General features: G+C 44.2%; 16 protein-coding genes. 2 read left to right on the top strand and 14 right to left on the bottom strand.

The annotated features are described in order from the left end of the window. The first annotated feature begins 54 nt into the window (after positions 1-54). Positions 55-1452, top strand: a complete 1398-nt coding sequence (locus tag G7035_RS07290) for a phytase (protein ID WP_019685811.1) — start codon at positions 55-57, stop codon at positions 1450-1452. Between the two features lie 150 nt (positions 1453-1602). Here G7035_RS07290 and G7035_RS07295 read toward each other — a convergent pair whose 3' ends face one another. The 8 genes from G7035_RS07295 to G7035_RS07330 form a co-directional block, all read right to left on the bottom strand. Further along, positions 1603-5343: an alpha-L-arabinofuranosidase C-terminal domain-containing protein gene (locus G7035_RS07295; RefSeq protein ID WP_019685810.1), complete on the bottom strand. Its 3741-nt coding sequence runs from the start codon at positions 5341-5343 to the stop codon at positions 1603-1605. A gap of 205 nt (positions 5344-5548) precedes the next feature. Then, positions 5549-6541, bottom strand: a complete 993-nt coding sequence (locus G7035_RS07300) for an SPFH domain-containing protein (protein WP_016820147.1) — start codon at positions 6539-6541, stop codon at positions 5549-5551. Between the two features lie 21 nt (positions 6542-6562). Beyond that, the gene (locus G7035_RS07305; protein ID WP_019685809.1) at positions 6563-7357 is read right to left on the bottom strand and encodes a TPM domain-containing protein; all 795 of its coding nucleotides are present in this window, start codon (positions 7355-7357) and stop codon (positions 6563-6565) included. Then, entirely contained in the window at positions 7354-8388 is a 1035-nt protein-coding gene (locus tag G7035_RS07310; RefSeq protein ID WP_016820145.1) for a TFIIB-type zinc ribbon-containing protein, read from the bottom strand. Before G7035_RS07310 ends, G7035_RS07305 begins: the two co-directional genes overlap by 4 nt. A 26-nt stretch (positions 8389-8414) precedes the next feature. Then, positions 8415-9074 (bottom strand): PspA/IM30 family protein, encoded by a 660-nt coding sequence (locus G7035_RS07315; RefSeq protein ID WP_019685808.1) that lies wholly within the window; start codon positions 9072-9074, stop codon positions 8415-8417. Between the two features lie 179 nt (positions 9075-9253). Beyond that, positions 9254-10096, bottom strand: a complete 843-nt coding sequence (locus G7035_RS07320; protein ID WP_019685807.1) for an aldo/keto reductase — start codon at positions 10094-10096, stop codon at positions 9254-9256. Positions 10097-10374: 278 nt separating this feature from the next. Beyond that, positions 10375-12759: a phosphoketolase family protein gene (locus G7035_RS07325; protein ID WP_019685806.1), complete on the bottom strand. Its 2385-nt coding sequence runs from the start codon at positions 12757-12759 to the stop codon at positions 10375-10377. Between the two features lie 292 nt (positions 12760-13051). Beyond that, complete coding sequence (locus tag G7035_RS07330) at positions 13052-13774, bottom strand: GntR family transcriptional regulator (protein WP_016820141.1); 723 nt, start codon at positions 13772-13774, stop codon at positions 13052-13054. Between the two features lie 317 nt (positions 13775-14091). On the opposite strand from G7035_RS07330, the gene G7035_RS07335 reads away from it, so the two are divergent. Then, entirely contained in the window at positions 14092-15240 is a 1149-nt protein-coding gene (locus G7035_RS07335) for a glycosyltransferase (protein ID WP_019685805.1), read from the top strand. 224 nt (positions 15241-15464) lie between these two features. Here the strand turns inward: G7035_RS07335 and G7035_RS07340 are convergent, their stop codons facing one another. The 6 genes from G7035_RS07340 to G7035_RS07365 form a co-directional block, all read right to left on the bottom strand. Further along, on the bottom strand, positions 15465-16415 hold the full coding sequence (locus G7035_RS07340; RefSeq protein WP_019685804.1) for a ring-cleaving dioxygenase: 951 nt from the start codon (positions 16413-16415) through the stop codon (positions 15465-15467). Positions 16416-16488: 73 nt separating this feature from the next. After that, entirely contained in the window at positions 16489-16887 is a 399-nt protein-coding gene (locus tag G7035_RS07345; protein ID WP_019685803.1) for a DoxX family protein, read from the bottom strand. Between the two features lie 69 nt (positions 16888-16956). Continuing rightward, the gene (locus G7035_RS07350; RefSeq protein ID WP_016820137.1) at positions 16957-17184 is read right to left on the bottom strand and encodes a DUF896 domain-containing protein; all 228 of its coding nucleotides are present in this window, start codon (positions 17182-17184) and stop codon (positions 16957-16959) included. A 350-nt stretch (positions 17185-17534) separates the two neighbouring features. Further along, positions 17535-17951, bottom strand: a complete 417-nt coding sequence (locus tag G7035_RS07355; protein ID WP_016820136.1) for a DUF4280 domain-containing protein — start codon at positions 17949-17951, stop codon at positions 17535-17537. Then, the gene (locus tag G7035_RS07360) at positions 17952-18473 is read right to left on the bottom strand and encodes a hypothetical protein (RefSeq protein WP_019685802.1); all 522 of its coding nucleotides are present in this window, start codon (positions 18471-18473) and stop codon (positions 17952-17954) included. A 14-nt stretch (positions 18474-18487) separates the two neighbouring features. Beyond that, complete coding sequence (locus G7035_RS07365) at positions 18488-19738, bottom strand: pentapeptide repeat-containing protein (protein ID WP_019685801.1); 1251 nt, start codon at positions 19736-19738, stop codon at positions 18488-18490. Positions 19739-19790: the final 52 nt, after the last annotated feature.

Consider the following 19790-nt stretch of genomic DNA (forward strand, 5'->3'; position numbering starts at 1 on the left):
TCGCTTTATACTGAGTCGGTTATATCATTTTTACATCAGAAAAGGGGCATACATATGAAGTCAACTAAACTAGCATTATTAACCATGTTAACAGGAATTCTGGTATCACCAGACCTGATCCATGCGGCAGACACTCAACCGTCTGGGTATGCACCACTACGAACACAAGCAGATAAATTGGGGGCAACTATTACATGGGATAGTGATGACCATTCAGTGTTGGTCAAGCTGAAAAATGGCATTGTGGGAACTTTTACAGTCGGTGAGAAGCAATATCGTCTAGCCGGCCAAACCGGAAAAGCAGACCGTGAAATTAAAATAATCAATGGAAATGTATATCTTCCTACAAAAGTGATTACTGCGCTTGAAGCAGAAAATAGCAAATATGCAGATCCTAAAGACGCAGTTCCCACCTATAAAGTGACCCCCTCTGTCGAAACAGAAGCCGTGGAGGATGGAGAAGATGCAGCTGACGACCCTGCCATCTGGCTCAATCCGGTTGATCCGGAGAAGAGCAGAATTTTAGCTACCAATAAAGGCGGCGGAATTTTAGTCTATGACCTGGATGGCAAGCAACTGCAAAACATGAAAGTCGGAAAAATGAACAACGTGGATCTTCGTTACGGTTTCACATTGGGCGGTAAAAAAATTGATATCGCAGGCGCAACCAATCGTACCAATAACACGATCGATATCTTTGCCATTGACGGTGAATCAGGAACATTAACCAACGTGGTTGATAAACCTATTAAAGCAACCATGAAAGAAGTATATGGATTCAGTTTGTACCATAGCCTCAAGACAGATAAGTTTTACGCACTCGTTTTGGGCAAAGAGGGCGAATTCGAGCAATATGAGTTGACTGACAACGGAAACGGCAAAATTGCCGGCAAGCTTGTCCGCCAGTTTAAGCTGGCTACGCAATCCGAGGGCATGGTCGCCGATGATGAATATGGTACGCTGTACATTGCTGAAGAGGATTACGCCATTTGGAAATATAGCGCCGAGCCAGACGGTTCATCCAAGCCGCTGCAACGTGTTGATATTGCAGATGGACGCAGACTTCACGATGACATAGAGGGACTCACATTGTATTATGGCAAGGACGGCAAGGGGTACCTGATGGCCTCCAGTCAAGGCAACAGCAGCTATGCGATCTATGAACGACAAGGTGACAATGCCTATATTAGCAACTTCACGATCGGCGACAGCCCTACCGTAGATGGTACGTCTGTAACAGACGGTATTGATGTTCTTGGCTATGGATTAGGCAAGAATTTCCCTCATGGTATCTTCGTTGCACAAGATGACGAAAATCTCCAAAACGGCAAGAAGTTAAATCAGAACTTTAAAATGGTACCTTGGGAACGAATTGCTACAGGTGCTCCTACCCCGCTAACGATAGACGATGGCACCAATCCGCGTGAATTGGTAAACAGAAGCACGAAGTAATGCCCGTCAGGGAAATCGAGACAACAACGTTCTGACTTGATCCATAGAAAAAAGGGGTGTCCTAAAAGCCATAAAACGGCTCTTGGGACACCCCTTTTTGTTTTTAAGCGAGAAAAGGTTCCAACATCCTTACCCTAACTATCTCGTACCCTACGCTTTAAGATCCAGTACCAGTACATTTACCGAATTAGCCGGTAATTGTAAGAGGACAGAATCTGTATGAAGTGTGACCTGCTGTTCGGTAAGCACTACCTTTTCATCATTTTTCTTATTCACGTTAGGTACATGAACAAGCGAGGAATCGCCGGTTAGTGTAATCAGCTTGGCGCTGGACTCAACATTCAAATCTTGTAGATTCAGCTGCGTTGCCTTATCTACGTTGTCGGCATTCACAAGCTTCACATATACATGTTCAGCATCTCGGGTCACCGAATGAAACACGTCTCTGTTATAAGCCTCCAGCTTGTAATCCAGCACTTTGCTGGTTGTCTTGCCGTCCGTGTAGGAGCAAATCAGGTTGCTGCCCGTTTCTCCCCCATAGTTCACCGTGATGGTGTAGTCGGTATTATCGGCCAGTTCTTCATAGCTGGCTGCTCTCAAGTTGCCCGCAGCTGTACTGGAAGAGTAGTCACCCATGGTATAGCCTTCTATGCCTTGCTTGTAAACCTTCACGCCGGTAGCATTGCCGCCATAGCCAACCGCGTATTCGATGACGTTCTTTTTCTCAGCGGTAATATCCGTGAGACCTGCACCCACATAAAAACCGTCCGTGCCGGAAATGCGGGAAGCAACGACCTCTACCTTATAGTTGTTCCAGCTGTCGTTCAAGATGTACAGGCCGTTCAGACCGCTATCTTGGGCTTTGAGGACAAGCCCCTTGCCTTCCTCCACCGTATATCCCACGGAACCAGGAATAACCTTCCAGGCTGAATTCAATGCCTTGGTAAAATCTTGATCCAGCAGCACACTGCCGTCCTTATTCGAAGTAACAGTCACACGCTTAACCACAACCTCGGCGTTACCTGTCGCGATCTCAATTCCACCCTGAGGAATGAGGTCAATTGGCTGGCCGTTTTTGTAAGTAGAGAACGAAGTGGCCAATACTTTATTACCCAAATATTGGGCATACATTTGCTGCACATAATAGTTTGGTGTAAACCATACAGTTTCGTCATCGAACCAGATACAATCCGGTGTCCATCTGTACGTTCCGTCCGTCAGGACTTTGTTAAACAGCGGCGCATAGGCAGCCAACCGGACGACATCAGCATTATTTTCGAAGCCCGTCATCACTGCTGCTTCTGCGACTGCGCCTGCCAATGTATTTTTATCTGTTGAGGCATACTCCCCAACAAACACCTTCGACGTTTCTTTCCAGTTGACACTGCCATCAGCGTTATAAGCTCTATAGTAATAATTATAGCGGTCCACATTATTCAACAGATACTCATTAGAACGGTAATAGTGCTCATCGGCAATGGTGTCCATATAGTCTTTTTGCTTCTCATACCAGGTTACAGTTTCTTCCGTCACCTGGTTACCGTCCGCAAAAGCAACCTTGGCAGAGCCCTTCATATTACCGCTCAGGAACTTCCAGCCCTGTTGATAGGCATCGTCGTCTGCTTGAGCGCCAACCGTGGAGATGATGTGCAGCTCATATCCTGGGTAGTTTTTCTCCATGTACTCATCAATCGATGTCTTGAACACTTCAAAGTTGGCGAAGAACTCTGTGCCCCAGTTTTCGTTCCCCACGCCCAGATAACGCAGATCGAACGGTGCTTCATGGCCCATTTTTTTACGCATGGCGGCCCATTCATTGTGTTCAAAATCAACGCTGATCGCAAAGTCGATCAGATCCGTAAAATTCTTGATATAGTATTCTCTTAATGCGCCGCCAGCCGGATGAGCATAATCCGAGCGGGCTTGGCAGAGCACACCACAGGCCATAACTGGAAGCGGAGCTGCATTGAGGTCTTCTGCCAACTGGAAGTATTCCATATAACCAAGACCCATGGTCATCATATAGCCCCATACATTAAAGTTTTCCTTGCGCAGCTCGATATCCCCAATGGATTCCTTCCAGTCATATACGTTTTCCCATATAAATGATCCTTCGGAAATACATCCCCCTGGAAAACGCAAAAACTTCGGATGCATGCCGACCAGTGCGTTCACCAGATCTTTTCTCAATCGGTAGTTCGGATTACCCTGATAGTTGGCGTGTGCCGATGAGGATTGCTCTTCCTCTCCCGCCCCCCATACATCTTGTGGGAATAAGGAAACCATATCAATGGAAATGTCGCCTTCAAATGTAAGCGCCAGCTGTCCCAGAACCGTAGCTGTACCTGTCAGCACCAGCTTGGAATCGACGCCGTACTTTTTCCACGTGTTGCCACCTTCCACCTGTACGGTTACCGAATCACTGATGGCCTTTTCCTTCGAGTCTTGCAGTTGCAGTGTGATTGTACCCGCAGATTCGGCCTTTGCCCAGATGGTAAACTCATACTTGGCACCCTCCTGGATGGACATGGCACAATTCTGGTTAGAATCGGAAAAGCCTTTGTTTCGAATCGTTGCCCCATCCGCTACTGTTACGTAATAAGAGTTCACATCCTTGTCTTTTGCGCCCAAAAACTCATTTAATCCACCGCTATGTTGTGGAGCCATCTTGTCCGTATCACCAGACCAGGCGAACAATGGATTGCGGTTCCGTCCTGTAGAGCAGCCGCATTCACCAGAAGCATGGGAATACGTATCAAACTCAAAGGATTCGAAGGAGCGATTTTGTACAAGTTCTGCATATATCCCACCATCTGCCGCGTTATTGATATCTTCGTAGAACAAGCCGTACATCACTTCGCTGACATCCACAACTTCTTTATTCCCATGAATGGTCAGCGTGTATGGAGGCAACTGTTCTGGAAGAACGGATACTTCAAAGCTTTCTTCAATCCTGCTTGAACCTCTGGTCAAGAGAGCCGTAACGGTGACCCCCTGTGCGGAGGTAATCGCCTGAACCTGCCCATGGTCAGAGAGTATGCTAGGCTGGCTGGATTTCCAGGTCACTTCTACTCTTCCACCCATCAGAACCGTTGGCAGGGATATGTCTTTGGTTATAATTGTCGTCGGGAATGACAAATACTTATCGCGGGCAAGCTTCACGATCTCTTCATCTGTCAATGAATCGCACATGACCTCAATAATTTCATCCGCCGTCAAACCTGCTTTATAAATTCGGAAGTCCGAAACCGAGCCAGCAAAGTCTACATCGGCTGCATGTTGGGAACGACCGATAAAATTGTTACTATAGTTGGTCGTATCTGCAAATGTTTCGAACCATTTGCGCAGCTTGGCATAGTTACCACTGGAGGTTTGGCTGATGGAGCCGTCCGCTGCCACTTCACCATTGACATATACCACTGGACCCGCACTGCTTAATGTACCGCCTTTTGTGCCGATGACAGACAGGGCGATGTGCATCCACTCATCCCTGACAAAGCCTCTTCCTGGGTCTACGGACAAATCCACCTCAGTGAAAAGAGTTCCGCGCAGATTCCGTGTCATAAACATATAAGGCCCAGTATGCGCTTTACCAAAGTCAAAAACACGTTCCCACATATCCGTGAATCTGCCGAAGTTTACCCAAGCCGTCACTGTAACACCGGTGTTATCGCTTACATCTTTGAACAGATCAGAAGGGAGCTGAATATAAGATGTTCCGTTGGGTCCTCCCTCAAGTGCCAAAGCCGCTCTTCCGGTAGCATGGGAGATCGTAGGTGCTGCTGTGCCTGAAGCAATCCCGTCATTACCTTGTCCGGAGCTATCCTTGCCGACGTTCTCTGCATCATCAAACTTGTACCGCGCAATGATTTGATCTTGGAATTTGGTCATCTTTGTGGCTCCTATACCTATAGTTTATTAATGTAATACCTAATTAGTTAATATAAATGCGTATTATATAGCTATAGTACCTTATCCTGTGTACTTTTTTCAATCCAATAAATCAGATTTATAAAGAAAATGCTTGAACAAACTACAATAAAAAAGCAGTTATCACAGAGAATACTCTGCAACAACTGCTGTTTGGTTTACAAAACTATCCGTTCAATTTATGTCCACAATTCGGACAAAAGTTAGCTCCCTCGTTTTTTGTACCACAATTCGGACAAAAATTTGGCCTTTTACCGTCGCCAGAAGGAGTGGGGGCATCGGGTGCAGGCTGAGTCTCAGCCTGAGGCTGTTGACTTGGGTTCAAATTTTTCATCATTTCATTGGCTATATTCATGCCCATCATCATACTCGCCATATCCGACGCAGCACCGCCGCCTTTTACATTCCCCGATGCCATACCGTCAGTCATCGTCACTTGTTGGTACTTTTGCAGATTACCGATCATTTCATGAGAAGCCGTCTTCGTAATCATATCCTGAATTTCTTGAGGATAATTGAAGCTCATCACATGAAAGCCTGTAATCGTCATACCGTTGTCCATCACTTGCATATCCAGGTCTTCTTGAATGCCCTTCGAAATATCAGAAGCATTTGCCTGTAGATTAAACATGTCCTTGCCTTCTCTGCTGATCCACTTCATCAATAACTGATCCAACACCGAAGTAATGCGTATTTTAACGTCCTCTACAAGATAACTGTCCTTTACCCCGGCAATCTTATCAATAAGCGTAACATAATCGTTTACTTTAAAATTAAACGTACCGTTGGCCCGAATCGGCATCCCGCCTGGCAATTGGGGGGTCGGAATCAAAACCGGATTTTGTGTTCCCCATTTGACCGTAAACTCCTTCGTATTAACGAACAAGACCTCCACCCGCATGCCGCTGTTAAAACCGAACTTGAACCCTTTTAATGTCGATAGAAATGGAATAATATCCGAGTCCATGTTATATGACCCTTCATTCTCAAAGATACCCTCGATCTTGCCGTTATTAACAAAAATCGCGTCCTGACCGGAGCGGATGATTAATTTACTGCCTTTTTTAATTTCACGATTGCTCCATTTCCAAAAAATCATATCATCCCTAAATTCTTCCCATTCTACTACATTTGCAAATTGATTTCTGAAGAATCCCATGTGCTGTATCCATCCCTTCCGTTAAAATGATCCTCTGCTGCCGCTATGCGAGTGACCGCCGCTGGTGGTTCCACCCCCTCCGCCTGATGAGCTGCTGCTACTGCTCTTTTCAATCTTCCGCTTCGTTGTCGTGGTGTGAGTGTACAGATCTTGATGTGCAAGAACCCCTGACGTGCTTGCATCCTCGTAGGTCTGCCGATTTACCGTAACCCGACCGCCGGAACTCGAAATCATCTTACCTACAATAATAGACGCCAATCCCAGCGCAATCGCCAAGTGAAGCCAGCCTTTGAAAAATATACTGTCCGGATTCACCCCTGGGCGGATAGCCAAATATTTGTGCGCGCCGAGAATATACTTTTGAAAGGCAAGTCCATAGTTGCCATTCGTCAGATCCGGGGTAATTTCATGGCGGATTTTAGTAAGCCTGTCGTCATCCAGATACCGTTCTGCCTTATAAAATCCGGCCAAGTACACCTCTCTATTCCTCATATCCATCGTTAAAATGACTGCATTTCCATGAGCCCTGTCATAACCCGGACCATGATCATCATAAAAATCCTGTGTCATTTTCATAACATCCATATTGTCGGGATTGTTGGTCGTATAAATAATAATGTCTGTCTCTCTTTCAGCTCCGTATTGATTAGCCATAGAGTTCAACACATCATACTCTTCCTGATTAAGTAGACCTGCCTCGTCAAAAATCAATGGCTTCATCTCTGTCGTTGCTGCTTCGCCCTTCATTTCCATAGGAACCGCTAGAAAAACAGCAAAGAACAACAACACAGCCACAATCACTCTATATTTTTTCAATAGAATTCTCCCCCCATTATTAGCCAAGTTATGAACCTTAATGAAAAGAGAGTTATGCCGAAAATGCCTGCAAACCAAGCTGTCACTTTGAACTTGCTAATCGGAGGCTTACCAACTACTTTGCCCGTCTGACCGTTCATCGCAAACGTATGCTCCAATTGATTGTAGTCATAGTGGATGACCCATACTGGGAGCAGGACATAATCCGCTTGTTTTAATGTAGTATCAATTTGCTTTTCCGTGTAACTCACAGACGTATACTCTGACACCGTGGACTGAATATAAGCATCAATATATTCCTTCACTTTGTCTTTCACGCGCGGGAAAAGCTCCTCTTCGTTATAACTATACTTTTCCGCAATATAGCCCGCTAAATATGGCGTTTTAAAAGGTTTGAGCTGATCATAAGGAAAAGGCTCCAATTTATCCATCAGCTCGTCATTCATTTTCTCCGCAGCATCAATCGGAACCTTCACGTAATTCAAACGGATTTTCCGATATACATCAAAATGCTTCGTTTCTGTATATTCGTAATCTCCGCTCGTATAGGTTCTCACTTGGTTACCTTCACCTTGAACCTCAATTTGATTATGTAATTCATATAACCAGAAGGGGACATACATACCGGTTATTCCCTTGATTCGATCGGCTATCATAAATCGGTTCGGTGTCAGTCGGCCATTCTTGCACCATTTTTTGAACGCAGCTATGGCTTCTTCCTTGCTGATCGAAAAAGGAATAACCTGCGCCGGAGCCAGCTTCCCGGTCAGTCGATCACCCAGTACCACGGCAGAACCACAAAAGCTGCACACCGTTGCACTCGTCTCCACTTCGGTCATAATTACTGCTCCACAGTTATTACAATGATACTCATGGGCCTCATCTTCTGAAAAAACACGATTGGTCAGAGGATCAGGAATCGTATCGATGTTGTCCTCTCTTCCGCAGCTATGGCAAGATAACATTCCTGTCTCACTGTCAAAGACCATGCCGCTGCCGCAGTTGGGGCATTTGTATTCGATAACCGGCATCTGCTCACCTCTTCATGTAGAAACTATTATGATTCTTTGGAATTGATTTTCTGCTTGATTGCAGCCAGCTCATCTTCTGCATTGGTACTCTTCTCATATTGCATGAATAACGCATCCAGGTCGTCCTTCGTCTCTCCCCGGAGTTCAGCTATCGCCATCGCTTCATCATATGCCTTGTTTGCCTTCTCTTCCAAGGCCTCAAAGCCAGAATCATGGTCGCCCATAGCATTCAAGGTTTGCTGTGCTTTGGCGATCGCCAGCTTCCCTTTAAGTTCGGCACGCCGCACTTCCAGACGCCCTATATCGGACACCAATTTCTCCTGCATTTGTTTCATATGTACGGCGTTTGCCGAAGCTAATTCATAAGAGGTCTGTAACGATTCCAGTTTCTCTGCCTGCAAGATTTTACGTTCCAGAAACTTTCGAGCCTCATCTTCATTGCCAGCTTCCACAGACTTACTTGCATAATGCTGGAGCTTTTTGATCTCAGCTCTACATTCATCCAGTGCTCTTTTCGCTCTTTTCTCATCAGCTAGTACCGAGGCCGTTTCCGCTTTCACCTTGCCCAGATCACTGTTCAAGTTCCGCATATAATCATCAATGGTCTTCTCCGGATCGCTCGCCTTATCCAATAAGGCGCTGATATTCACCTTCATAATATCCCTAAACCTTGATAAAATCCCCATGATGCCCTCCTTCAAAAAGACTGCATTCCCCCCATATCATACATCATATCCGGTTAAAAATGTTCATCATTCATCATAGCTATATCCAGACTTATCGCATCCTTTCCACTATTACTAAAAAGCAAAGGGTTCAAAAACCCTCTACAGATTTTTGAACCCTTCGAATTCATTGTTGTAGATTACAGTTCTTCATAGGAATTGGGGTCCTGGTCCCATAGCCGTCCATCTTCCCTGCTAAGCGCTGAAATCACGTTCATTTCCTCTGGTGACAACTCAAAATCAAAAATGTCCAGATTTTCCGTCTGATGTTTTATAGAAGAAGCCTTAGGAATTGGGATCGCTCCCAGTTGAATATGCCAACGTAAAATCGCTTGTGTCGCGGTTTTGCCATGAGCAGCGGCAATTTTCCCAATCTCCTCGTTCTCCATCATGCTGTGACCGCGACCCAAAGGGCTCCACGATTCCGTCACAATGCCCTGTTCAGCATCTTTGGTACGCTGATGCTCCTGATTAAATAATGGATGCAGTTCAACCTGATTGATGCTCGGCGCGATACCTGTTTCCCGAATCAATCGTTCAGTATGCTCAGGCAGGAAATTGCAGACTCCGATCGAACGAATATAGCCCCGCTTCTTCGCCTCAATCAATGCCTGCCAGGCTTCAACATACCGATCGATTTTGGGATTCGGCCAATGGATCAAGTACAGATCATAATAGTCCAAACCGCCTCTATATAGTGACTCTTCGATCGTGACAATAGCTTCCTGATACGCATGTCGACGACCTGGAAGTTTGGAGCAAATCAACAATTCTTCTCTCGGTACTGAACTCTGCTGGACAGATTTCCCAACAGCGCCCTCATTTTCATAGTTAAAAGCTGTGTCAATCAGACGGTAACCCGCATCAATCGCGCTGGTTATCACTTTTACTCCATCTGCACCCTTCAACCCAGCAGTTCCAAATCCAATGGCAGGCACCTTAGTGCCATCATTCAATACCTTCTCTGGAATTTGATGGTTCATATTAACAGCCTCCTCTCCTATTCTCTTATACCATAACACCTCTTCAATATTCAGACAAAATACAGTGCACCATTCGGTTCCCATATACTTATTACCCACTTGCTCGTGACTTCCCTATTAAATTCTTAGTGTGCTACATCAAAAAGTGCCTGATCCCCGTTGAAATCATACTTGAATTCAAGGGGCCAGGCACATCTATACTACTACCAAATCATATATTCCAGTTCATGCTTGACTGCTTGGTTGTCCAACACAAAGCTGAAATGTACTATACTTTTTTATTTCAGGCCTTCCCATACCCAGTTCTCTACCTCTGGCAAGTCAATACCTTCTTCACGAATGAACTGATGATGTTTCTTAACTATTGCATCCATTTCATCCGCAATATTTGCGTACTTTCCAGCGTTAGGTAAGCTTAGAACAGCTTCCTTCACCAAGTCAAAACGGTCCATTTGATTCAATACACGCATATCAAATGGTGTCGTAATATCGCCATTTTCACGGTAACCATGTACATGCAGATTATGGTTATGACGGTCAAAGAACAGATCTTTGATCAGACCTTCGTAACCATGGAAAGCGAATACGACTGGCTTGTCCTTTGTGAAAAATTGATCAAACTCAGCGTCAGATAATCCACGAGGATCTAACTTTTGGCTTCTCAGCTTCAGTAAGTCTACTACGTTGATGTAGCGAATCTTCAAGTCAGGCAGTTTTTTATGCAAAATCGAGATCGCAGCTAAGCTTTCAATCGTTGGCTCTGTACCAGCAGAAGCGATGACAATATCAGGCTCTCCGCCTTGATCTGTACTTGCCCAGTCAATAATCTTCAACCCTTTGTCTACCAATTCTTTTGCTTCATCAGCAGAGAACCATTGAGGACGTGGGTGTTTGGACGAAACAACCAAATTGATCTTTTGACGGTCATTTAAAATAGTGTCAAAAACAGCTAAAAGAGAGTTGGCGTCAGCTGGCAAATACTCACGAATAAATTCTGGTTTCTTATCAGCCAAATGTCCCAACAAGCCTGGATCTTGGTGTGTATACCCGTTATGATCCTGTTGGAAGACCGTTGAAGTTGCTACAACATTCAATGATGGGATATCTGCACGCCATCCTTGATCCGTTGCTTTACGCAGCCATTTGAAGTGTTGAGTGATCATCGAGTCAACCACACGCAGGAAGGCTTCGTAACTTGCAAAGAAACCATGACGACCTGTTAACACATAACCTTCCAGCAATCCTTCAGCTTGGTGCTCGGATAATTGGGAATCAATGACACGACCATACGATGACAAGAATTCATCATTAGGCTCAATAATTTGATCCATCCATTGGCGTTTGGTTACTTCAAAAACAGGAGCCAAGCGGTTAGACATCGTTTCATCAGGTCCGAAGATTCTGAAATTACGATTCTCTTCATTTAAAACGACCACATCTTTAACGTATTTACCTAACACAGACATATCTTGCGCAATCACTTTACCAGGCGTGGAGTTATCCAGCGCATAGTTACGGAAATCAGGCAATTTCAAATCTTTAATAAGTTTACCTGCATTCGCAACAGGATTCATTCCCATTCGTTTATCGCCAGTAGGTAAAATTTCAGCAATCTCAGCTTTTAACCGACCGTTTTCATCGAACAATTCCTCTGGTCTATAGCTATTCAGCCATTCTAATAAAGCAGGTGCGTGCTGCATATTTTTTTGATCGACCGGAATTGGAACCTGGTGGGCACGGAACGAATTTGTATTCGGCACGCCATCCCATTCCTTTGGACCTGTCCAACCTTTAGGTGAACGGAAGATAAGCACTGGCCACGCCGGACGAGTAAGGTCATTATTTTCACGCGCATTCTTTTGAATAGCTTCAATCTTTTCGATGGCAGTATCCAATACTTTCGCCATTTCTGGGTGCATGTGATCAGGATCTTCACCTTCAACAAAGAATGGTTCCCAACCCAAACCTTTAAAGAACGAGGTTAACTCTTCTTTTGATTGGCGAGACATAATCGTTGGGTTACTAATTTTGAAGCCATTTAAATGTAAGATCGGCAGCACTGCGCCATCCGTGATTGGATTGATAAATCGGTTAGAGAACCACGAAGCGGCCAATGGACCCGTTTCAGCTTCACCATCCCCAATAACAACAGCCGAGATCAGATTCGGATTATCTAGAATAGCACCTACACCATGAGAAAGGGAATAGCCCAGCTCCCCACCTTCATGGATAGATCCAGGGGTTTCAGGCGCAGCGTGTGAAGCAATACCGCCAGGGAATGAAAATTGTTTGAACAGTTTCTTCATACCTGGGATATCCTGCGTGATTTGCGGATAAATTTCGGTGTAGCTTCCATCAAGATATGAATTTGAAACCATCACTTGGCCGCCGTGACCAGGGCCTTCAATGTAAAGCATGTTCAAATCATATTTATTAATAACACGATTAAGATGAGCATAAATAAAGTTTTGGCCTGGAATCGTGCCCCAGTGTCCAATAGGCTTAACCTTTACATCCGAATCTTTCAAAGGTTCTCTCAACAAAGGATTGTCTTTTAAATAAAGCTGACCTACTGAAATGTAGTTCGTTGCACGCCAGTATGCATCAAGTTTTTCCAAATATGTTTTAGACGAGTAATCTTCTAACACGGGTGATAAAGCCATGGTGTCCACTCCCTAGTAATTTTGTTTGTAATTTATTTCCGGAAATTTCATCTACATGTACATCATAACGCTACGCTGAATTAATTCAACCTTTTTCACAAGTGATACGGTCCAATTTTGTGAAATTTTGAACATACTATGAAATATAAATTAAAAAGACAGTAAAAAAGCTCTTACATTAAAATATATAGAAGGATAAACCAATAAAATTTGTGATAAATGAAGAGTTTGCAGACTCTAATTCTTTTTCAAAACTATAAAAAAAAGACCGGAGAATTCTCCAGTCTTTTCATTAGTGTACCGATACAAAGGTATTAAATTTCAAATATTTGTAGTGAAATCGCATATGCGAAAATTCAAATGGGGTACCGTTATCCAAAAAGAAAACACCCTCCATAATGCCTACGGGTTCATTTTCTTTCAATTGCAGTAGCTTTTGATCATTCTCTTCAGACGGTTCTGCAAAAATAGATAAAAAGGATTTGGTGACGGCCAGGTTCCGCGAGTCCTCCAAATAATTAAAAATGGAACCCTCAATAATGGTCTGATTTAAATCCTGGACAATTTTAATGGGAATATAGCCCGTTTCGATCATAAATGGATCATCATCAAACAGACGCAAGCGAACGATTTTATAAACAAAATCATGAGTGTCCAAGAACAAATCGCGCTGTAGTTCTTCTGTCGGTGGAATGACCTCAAAACTCAATACTTTGATTTTTGGCTTTTTGCCATGCATTTGAAAATTATCAGTAACTCCTAGATTAGAGCCCTCGTAGTTAAAGATAGATTCATTTCTTATGTATAAGGGATTAATAAATGTCCCGGAACCTTGTTTTTTGAAAATAATTCCGACACTCTCCATTTTAGTCAGAGCACGTTTAATGGAACTACGACTAACCTGGTAAGTCTCACTAAGACTACGTTCATCTGGCAATCTCATATCTGCAAACTTTCCAGCGAAAATTTTCATTTTAAGATCGTCAATAATTTGCTTATAGACAAATTGTGTCATATAGTACTCCTCTTTCAGGTCTTCTATAACTCCATATAGTTTACCATAAACATGCCCATTTCATCTCATGTTTGTTTGTGTCCCTTCTACTTTACATCCTTATGCATAATGCTACCATGACATATACATCACACCACTGAAACATATCTGCAAATCAGCAAAAAATACAGCACTTCCACATTAACATCCGCATAGGACCAAGCCTGTTTCGAACTTTGTGGGTTGTTTGACTAGACCAGGCTAAAATCCTTGAATACATTGTTATTATTTATCTCGTTCAAAGGTTCTCTAATTAGAATGGTGGGGGGGAGATCACATTGGCTATCCGCTACAGCGTCATCATTCCAACCTATAATCGCGCCCAGCAGCTGTTGCTCACACTCGCTTCATTTGAATCACAAACCTACCCGAAGCAACTATTCGAAGTCATTGTAGCTGATGATGGTTCTACAGACGGAACGAAAGAAATGGTCGAAGGCTTCAAAGCATCCTATCCTCTTATCTATGTGTCACACCCTGAACAACGCGGTCGATCTGCCGTTCGAAATTTGGGACTGCGCCGAGCAAAAGGGCTATACATCATTTTCTGTGACGCTGACTTTTTGGTGCTGCCTCATTTCATTAAAACCGTGAGCCGTTATCACCGCAAGTATCCCAAATCTGTGCTTTCAGGCATTCCGCACTCGTGGGACGATGCATTTACCCACTATCACCCTGATTTTTCTGTGGAAGAAAAAGAACATTGTCGGAGCATACTTACACAATCCGGCTTATGGAATCCTGACTTTGAAACAGCGAATGAAATTACCCCGGTCATAACGCCAGAAGATATCCTTCATCAAACGGGCGCACTGTCTAAAGTCGTTAGTCCCACAAGGGTTCCTCCCAATACGCAGAAACAATTTGCCTCAACGGACGTAGCTCCCTGGATGATGCTAGTAACTCGTTGTGTGGCCATCAGACGCAACCACTTAATTCGTATTGGAGGTTTCAATGAACGGTTTGTGCTGTACGGACTCGAAGACTGGGATCTTGGCTATAGACTGCATCGCTTAAAAATCCCTTTTTATTGCATCAAAGAGGTGGTCGGGTATCATCAGGAGCATCCAACCCATCTTAGAGGTAACGTTTTAAATACGGAAAATCTAAGAATCATGTATGAAACTTACGGGTTCAATGACTCCTCGTTAAATTTATTTGCTCTGATTCCTCCATCCGAGGATTTTGAGACCTACAAAAATACGCTGCGAGTATTGCGCAGGGGACTCCGTTCCAGGTTAACACGTTCATCAGCTATGTTGTTGAGAAGGACACTACGCATTGCTGCCAAGCAGTTTTATTATCATAACAACACCCCAGCATACCAACAATCATTACGAGCGATACAAAGGAAAGCTGAGAACCGGAAAAGCCGAGTCGCTCATGTGTTACGAGAAATGTTAGTAAAGTCTGAAAAGCTGGTGTAATAACAAGAGGGCGGAAGGTCATGAGATATATACCTGGAAGCAGGTTCTGTCTTGGATAGATAATGTCGTATATTAGATTAGTCAAATCATAAATATAGGTTAATTGCGGAGGATTTTATTTTCAGGGAGTAATCTATCAAATGAAAAATCCACAATCGAATGAGATTGTGGATTTATGTGACTTTATCTGGATGCAAAACAGCAGCTATTTCGTTTGATTTCGTTTACTTTTGTTTATCTGTTAATGTTCTCACTTCAATAGGATGCAGGTTTGCCTCGATCTGAGCCCGCTGCGGTTCATACCACTCTGGTAGCATTAATTTCTGCCCCAAAGATTCCGCAGGTTCATCGTTAGCAAAGCCCGGTGGATCTGTAGCAATTTCAAATAGTATGCCGCCCGCTTCTCTGAAATATATCGCATTAAAATATTGGCGGTCGATGATGGGAGTCGGCTGATACCCATAATGCTGAACTGTGCTTCTCCAGTCTTCATGTTGCTCGAAATCTTTTGCGCGCCATGCAATGTGATGCACTGTGCCTGCTCCACCAAAGCCTAAACCCATCTTGGCAAGCGGAACATCCACGATATTACCGATTTCTCCTGCAGATTGATAACGAGCATATTCGGCATCTTCGTCGATTTTCGTAAATCCGAGTATACTCTCCAATGCATCCATCGTTTTCTGTGGATTGACGCTAAATAGTACGGCGCCTCCGAACCCTTTAATGGCGTTGTCAGCCGAAATGCCATCGTAAGACCAAGTACTGTTCGCTCCTTCCGCACGTTCAACAAGCTCAAGACGTAGGCCCTCATTATCCTCGAATTGAAGATATTGTTCATTAAAACGGCTTGTTTTCGTAACTTCAATACCAAAGCTTTGCAAACGGTGCTGCCAAAAATCAAGTGAACCTGGCGGTACCACATACGAGGTTATGCCCACCTGACCGCCTCCGACTCGCCCTTTGGGAGTTCCTGGTGCCGGGAAAAAAGTAATGATCGTTCCAGGACTTCCTGCCTCGTTACCAAAATACAAGTGGTAAACCTCAGGAGCATCGAAGTTGATCGTTTTCTTCACTAACCGAAGTCCAAGAATACCTGCATAGAAATCGACATTTGCCTGCGGATTACCAGCAAAAGCTGTAATATGATGAATACCTGCAGTTTGAAGTGACATATAAAATCCTCCTTTTAATTGTAGAAATCCTTATTTTTATCATTGGTAATTTTTAATGACTTAGGTTCATGTATTAATGAAGTATTGCATCAATGGAATATGGACCTGCGCCTATCAACGCAATACCGACTACGACAGCAATAAGAACCAGCGGATATTCATAGCCATTAGCGGTGGCCCAGATCCCGTTTTGACCATGTACTTTGACAATCGCTCCAAGCATCGTCATCGTAATCAACAATGCTGCCAGTGGAGTAAGCAGTCCTACAGCAAATAGAGCTCCTCCCAGCAATTCCATCAATCCAGCGGCCACGGCCATCAGTACTCCGGGCTTGATCCCGATTGATTCCATCCAACCACTGGTACCTTTTGGACCATAACCACCAAACCAGCCAAAAAGCTTCTGAGCCCCGTGCCCCACAAATAGCAATCCTACTACCAAACGTATCAACAACAATCCACTCGCCAACATAAAATCACGCTCCATATTATATTTATTATTTAAAGATTTTTAAATTAGAGATATTTGGCAAAGCTAAATTCATGGTTTAACGATTTTAGCCTGCTCTCTTCTAAGTTTTTCAGGAGTTACATCATCACCATTTGGATCGTAAATCGTAGCGTTCAAGAGAATACTTTGTACAGATCCCCGAAAGATTTGAAGGTATTCCTTGCGAAGATCCATTTGCTCCGTTTTTTCAATTTCAGTTAACCCAACTTCTTTTGCTTTGTTTGCCAACTGATTAATTCTTTCTAAAATCGCAATCATGTGTATACCTCCCTGTTCAAAATTTTCTGTTTGTTTTATCTTTAATTTATTTATCTTGATATAAAGATATAATATTTTTTTATTCTTGTCAACACTTTATTAAAAAGGGAAGAAGATAGACCCTTGAGTTGCTTTTCACCCCCATAATATCAAGGCCATCTCCATACTGATATTACTTGTATTTTAAACGTACTATTGCAGTGACCAGACCATCGTAGGTACGATGGATATCCTGATAAGATCGCTTCTTTATCTGGATATCCATCGGATACGAATACGAAGCAGCCTTCAGTTCAACTGTATACACGTCCCGAATACAATTCGAAACCTAACAGCTTTGAAACAGACCCTTAGTCCAGCTCCTGTCCATCATTTTCAATTTGAATATGACCACAATACAGACATTGATGGGTACAGTTTTGTGTCAAAGCAGGCTGTCCTTCGATCTTCACATCACTTTTGCCATTCAGCCACGGCATGGTCAGGACTGGAACACACGGAGCCTTCTTCACGCCATAGATGTCCACCATCTCACTTGCTTGCACAGCTGGATTTAAGGGACTGGAGCAATTTCCAAAAGACTGAATGTTCACCCCTGGAACGTAATCTCCAATGTTCATTTGTGCTTTGTTTTTTACGTAGACGCCATGGCTAAAAGGTCTCTTCAAACGGGTAGGTTGTGTGCCATAACTACAACTTAAGATCGCTCCTGCCACGACATAGCTTTTTTTTGCACCCGTTCCCGGTCTCACCTGGGCTTCTCCCACTTACCCCATCCTCCTTAGTGCTTCTATCTCAACTCTTTGCACTCGAATACCTGTAAAAGATCGGCGCAGCAGGCTTTCTGCCACAGCCAAATGGATATAGATATAAGGTTCGATCAGTCCCTCAATCCGAAAAACAGGAGGCTCTATCTCCCCCTGTCTCAGTAACAAACGCTTCAACGTACCATTGGGGTACCATTCCGTTTGTGCGGACAAACAGTCCACCATCGGCGGACGAAGCACCCAGTATACCTCCTGTCTGGCCTGCTGGAAATCGGTAAGGATGGCTGCTTTCCACTTCAGTTCCGGCATATATTTCTCCAATAATACTTTCATCCGATCGGACACCAGTGGTAGGGGAAATTCCAAAAAATCCGGGTACACTGTTCGTGGATCGGTATGTACAGCCAAAAAAAGAGGTTCATCCTGCTGTTGCTGTCCCTCGGCCTCCGTCAGGATATCTTCTACTTGCAAAGGAGACAGCGCAGCAGGCTCCACCCGATGCTTTACCCGCTCGTCTACCATTAGCCGAAAATATCTCAGTGCAGCCACCCCCTTTTGCTAGCAGCATCCCTGACCTGTGTAGACCACTCCAAACCAATGGCTCCTCTACGCTGTTCATCGGTAAAAATAACTCCTTGTACGTTTGCACCCGTAAAATCAGCCCCGATCAAGCATGCCTCTTTAAAGGATGCACCTGTCACATCTGCTCCAACAAAGCAGGCATCCGTGAGGTCTGCCCCGTCCAAGGACGTTTTTTGTAGTAACGCCTCTTGAAATATAGCTCCTCGCAACTGCGCATCATGAAAACGGGCCCCCTGCAAGCTCGCCCCTGTGAAATCTACGCTGGCAAAACCCAATGGCTCCCAATCCAATGAAGCATCTGATCCATATCCGGCGTTACCCATAACGACATCCAATATGGCCCCTTTCATCGAGCATCCGCTAAAATTGGCCCCATGAAGCAAGCTGTATGTCAAATCGATTCCATTTAGCTGACTTTCCTGCCACACCGTTCCTACCAGGATACAACCATGCAGTCGGCTATGCTCCATTCTGATTTGGCGAAAGGCTGTATAACGGAAATCCAACAGGTTGTAATCCCCATCCGATAGTTCAACTTGGGTCAACGCCTGATAGCTGTACGCATGTTCTTCTTTTTCCTCCAACCACGACTTGATTTCATTTGCCTCCATGGCTCTGCGATCTTCTCGATATACCGACACACTATGATCCATATATTCCCCCACACGAATCTCGAACGTCTCATCTCGCTCCAGCTCTTGAAACTCCGGCAAGCACACAGCCTGTTTCATTGCCGAGCGCACCACATTCACAACGAGCGCATGAATGTGTACTGCTGCCTCCAACATTATCTGCTCCCATTCAAGCTCCGATAGAGAAACTTGCTGCTTCTCTACCTCCCCTCGCAATTGTCGCTGCAAATCAGTCCAGTAAGAATATGCCCAGCTTGTATTCCATTCAAAACGGATCGGCTGCGGATCAAGCATCCATAAAGCATCGGAAATCTCTACGAGATAACCAGGCCGTTCTTCCAGCCACATGGTACGTAGCATAGAGTACGTGATATAACCGATCCTTCCTTTTCTTCCTTGAAGCTGCTCTTGCCGAATATGCTGGCAATATCTCCGAAACTCTTCGACACAGGCCTGAATCCGTTGCTCCTGCGTCATCTTGAACTTCAGTGCCCAGTCTCTGCGGATGAGAAACCATGCCTGATTCAAAATGTCCTGCCATTGCGATTCGAACTCATCCATAGGCTTCTCCATTTGTACTCAACCACCACCTAAAGCTCTCATAAATTCATATCTTCAGGCTGAT

Origin of the sequence: Paenibacillus polymyxa, from assembly GCF_015710975.1 — a bacterium.
Classification (GTDB): Bacteria; Bacillota; Bacilli; order Paenibacillales; family Paenibacillaceae; genus Paenibacillus; species Paenibacillus polymyxa.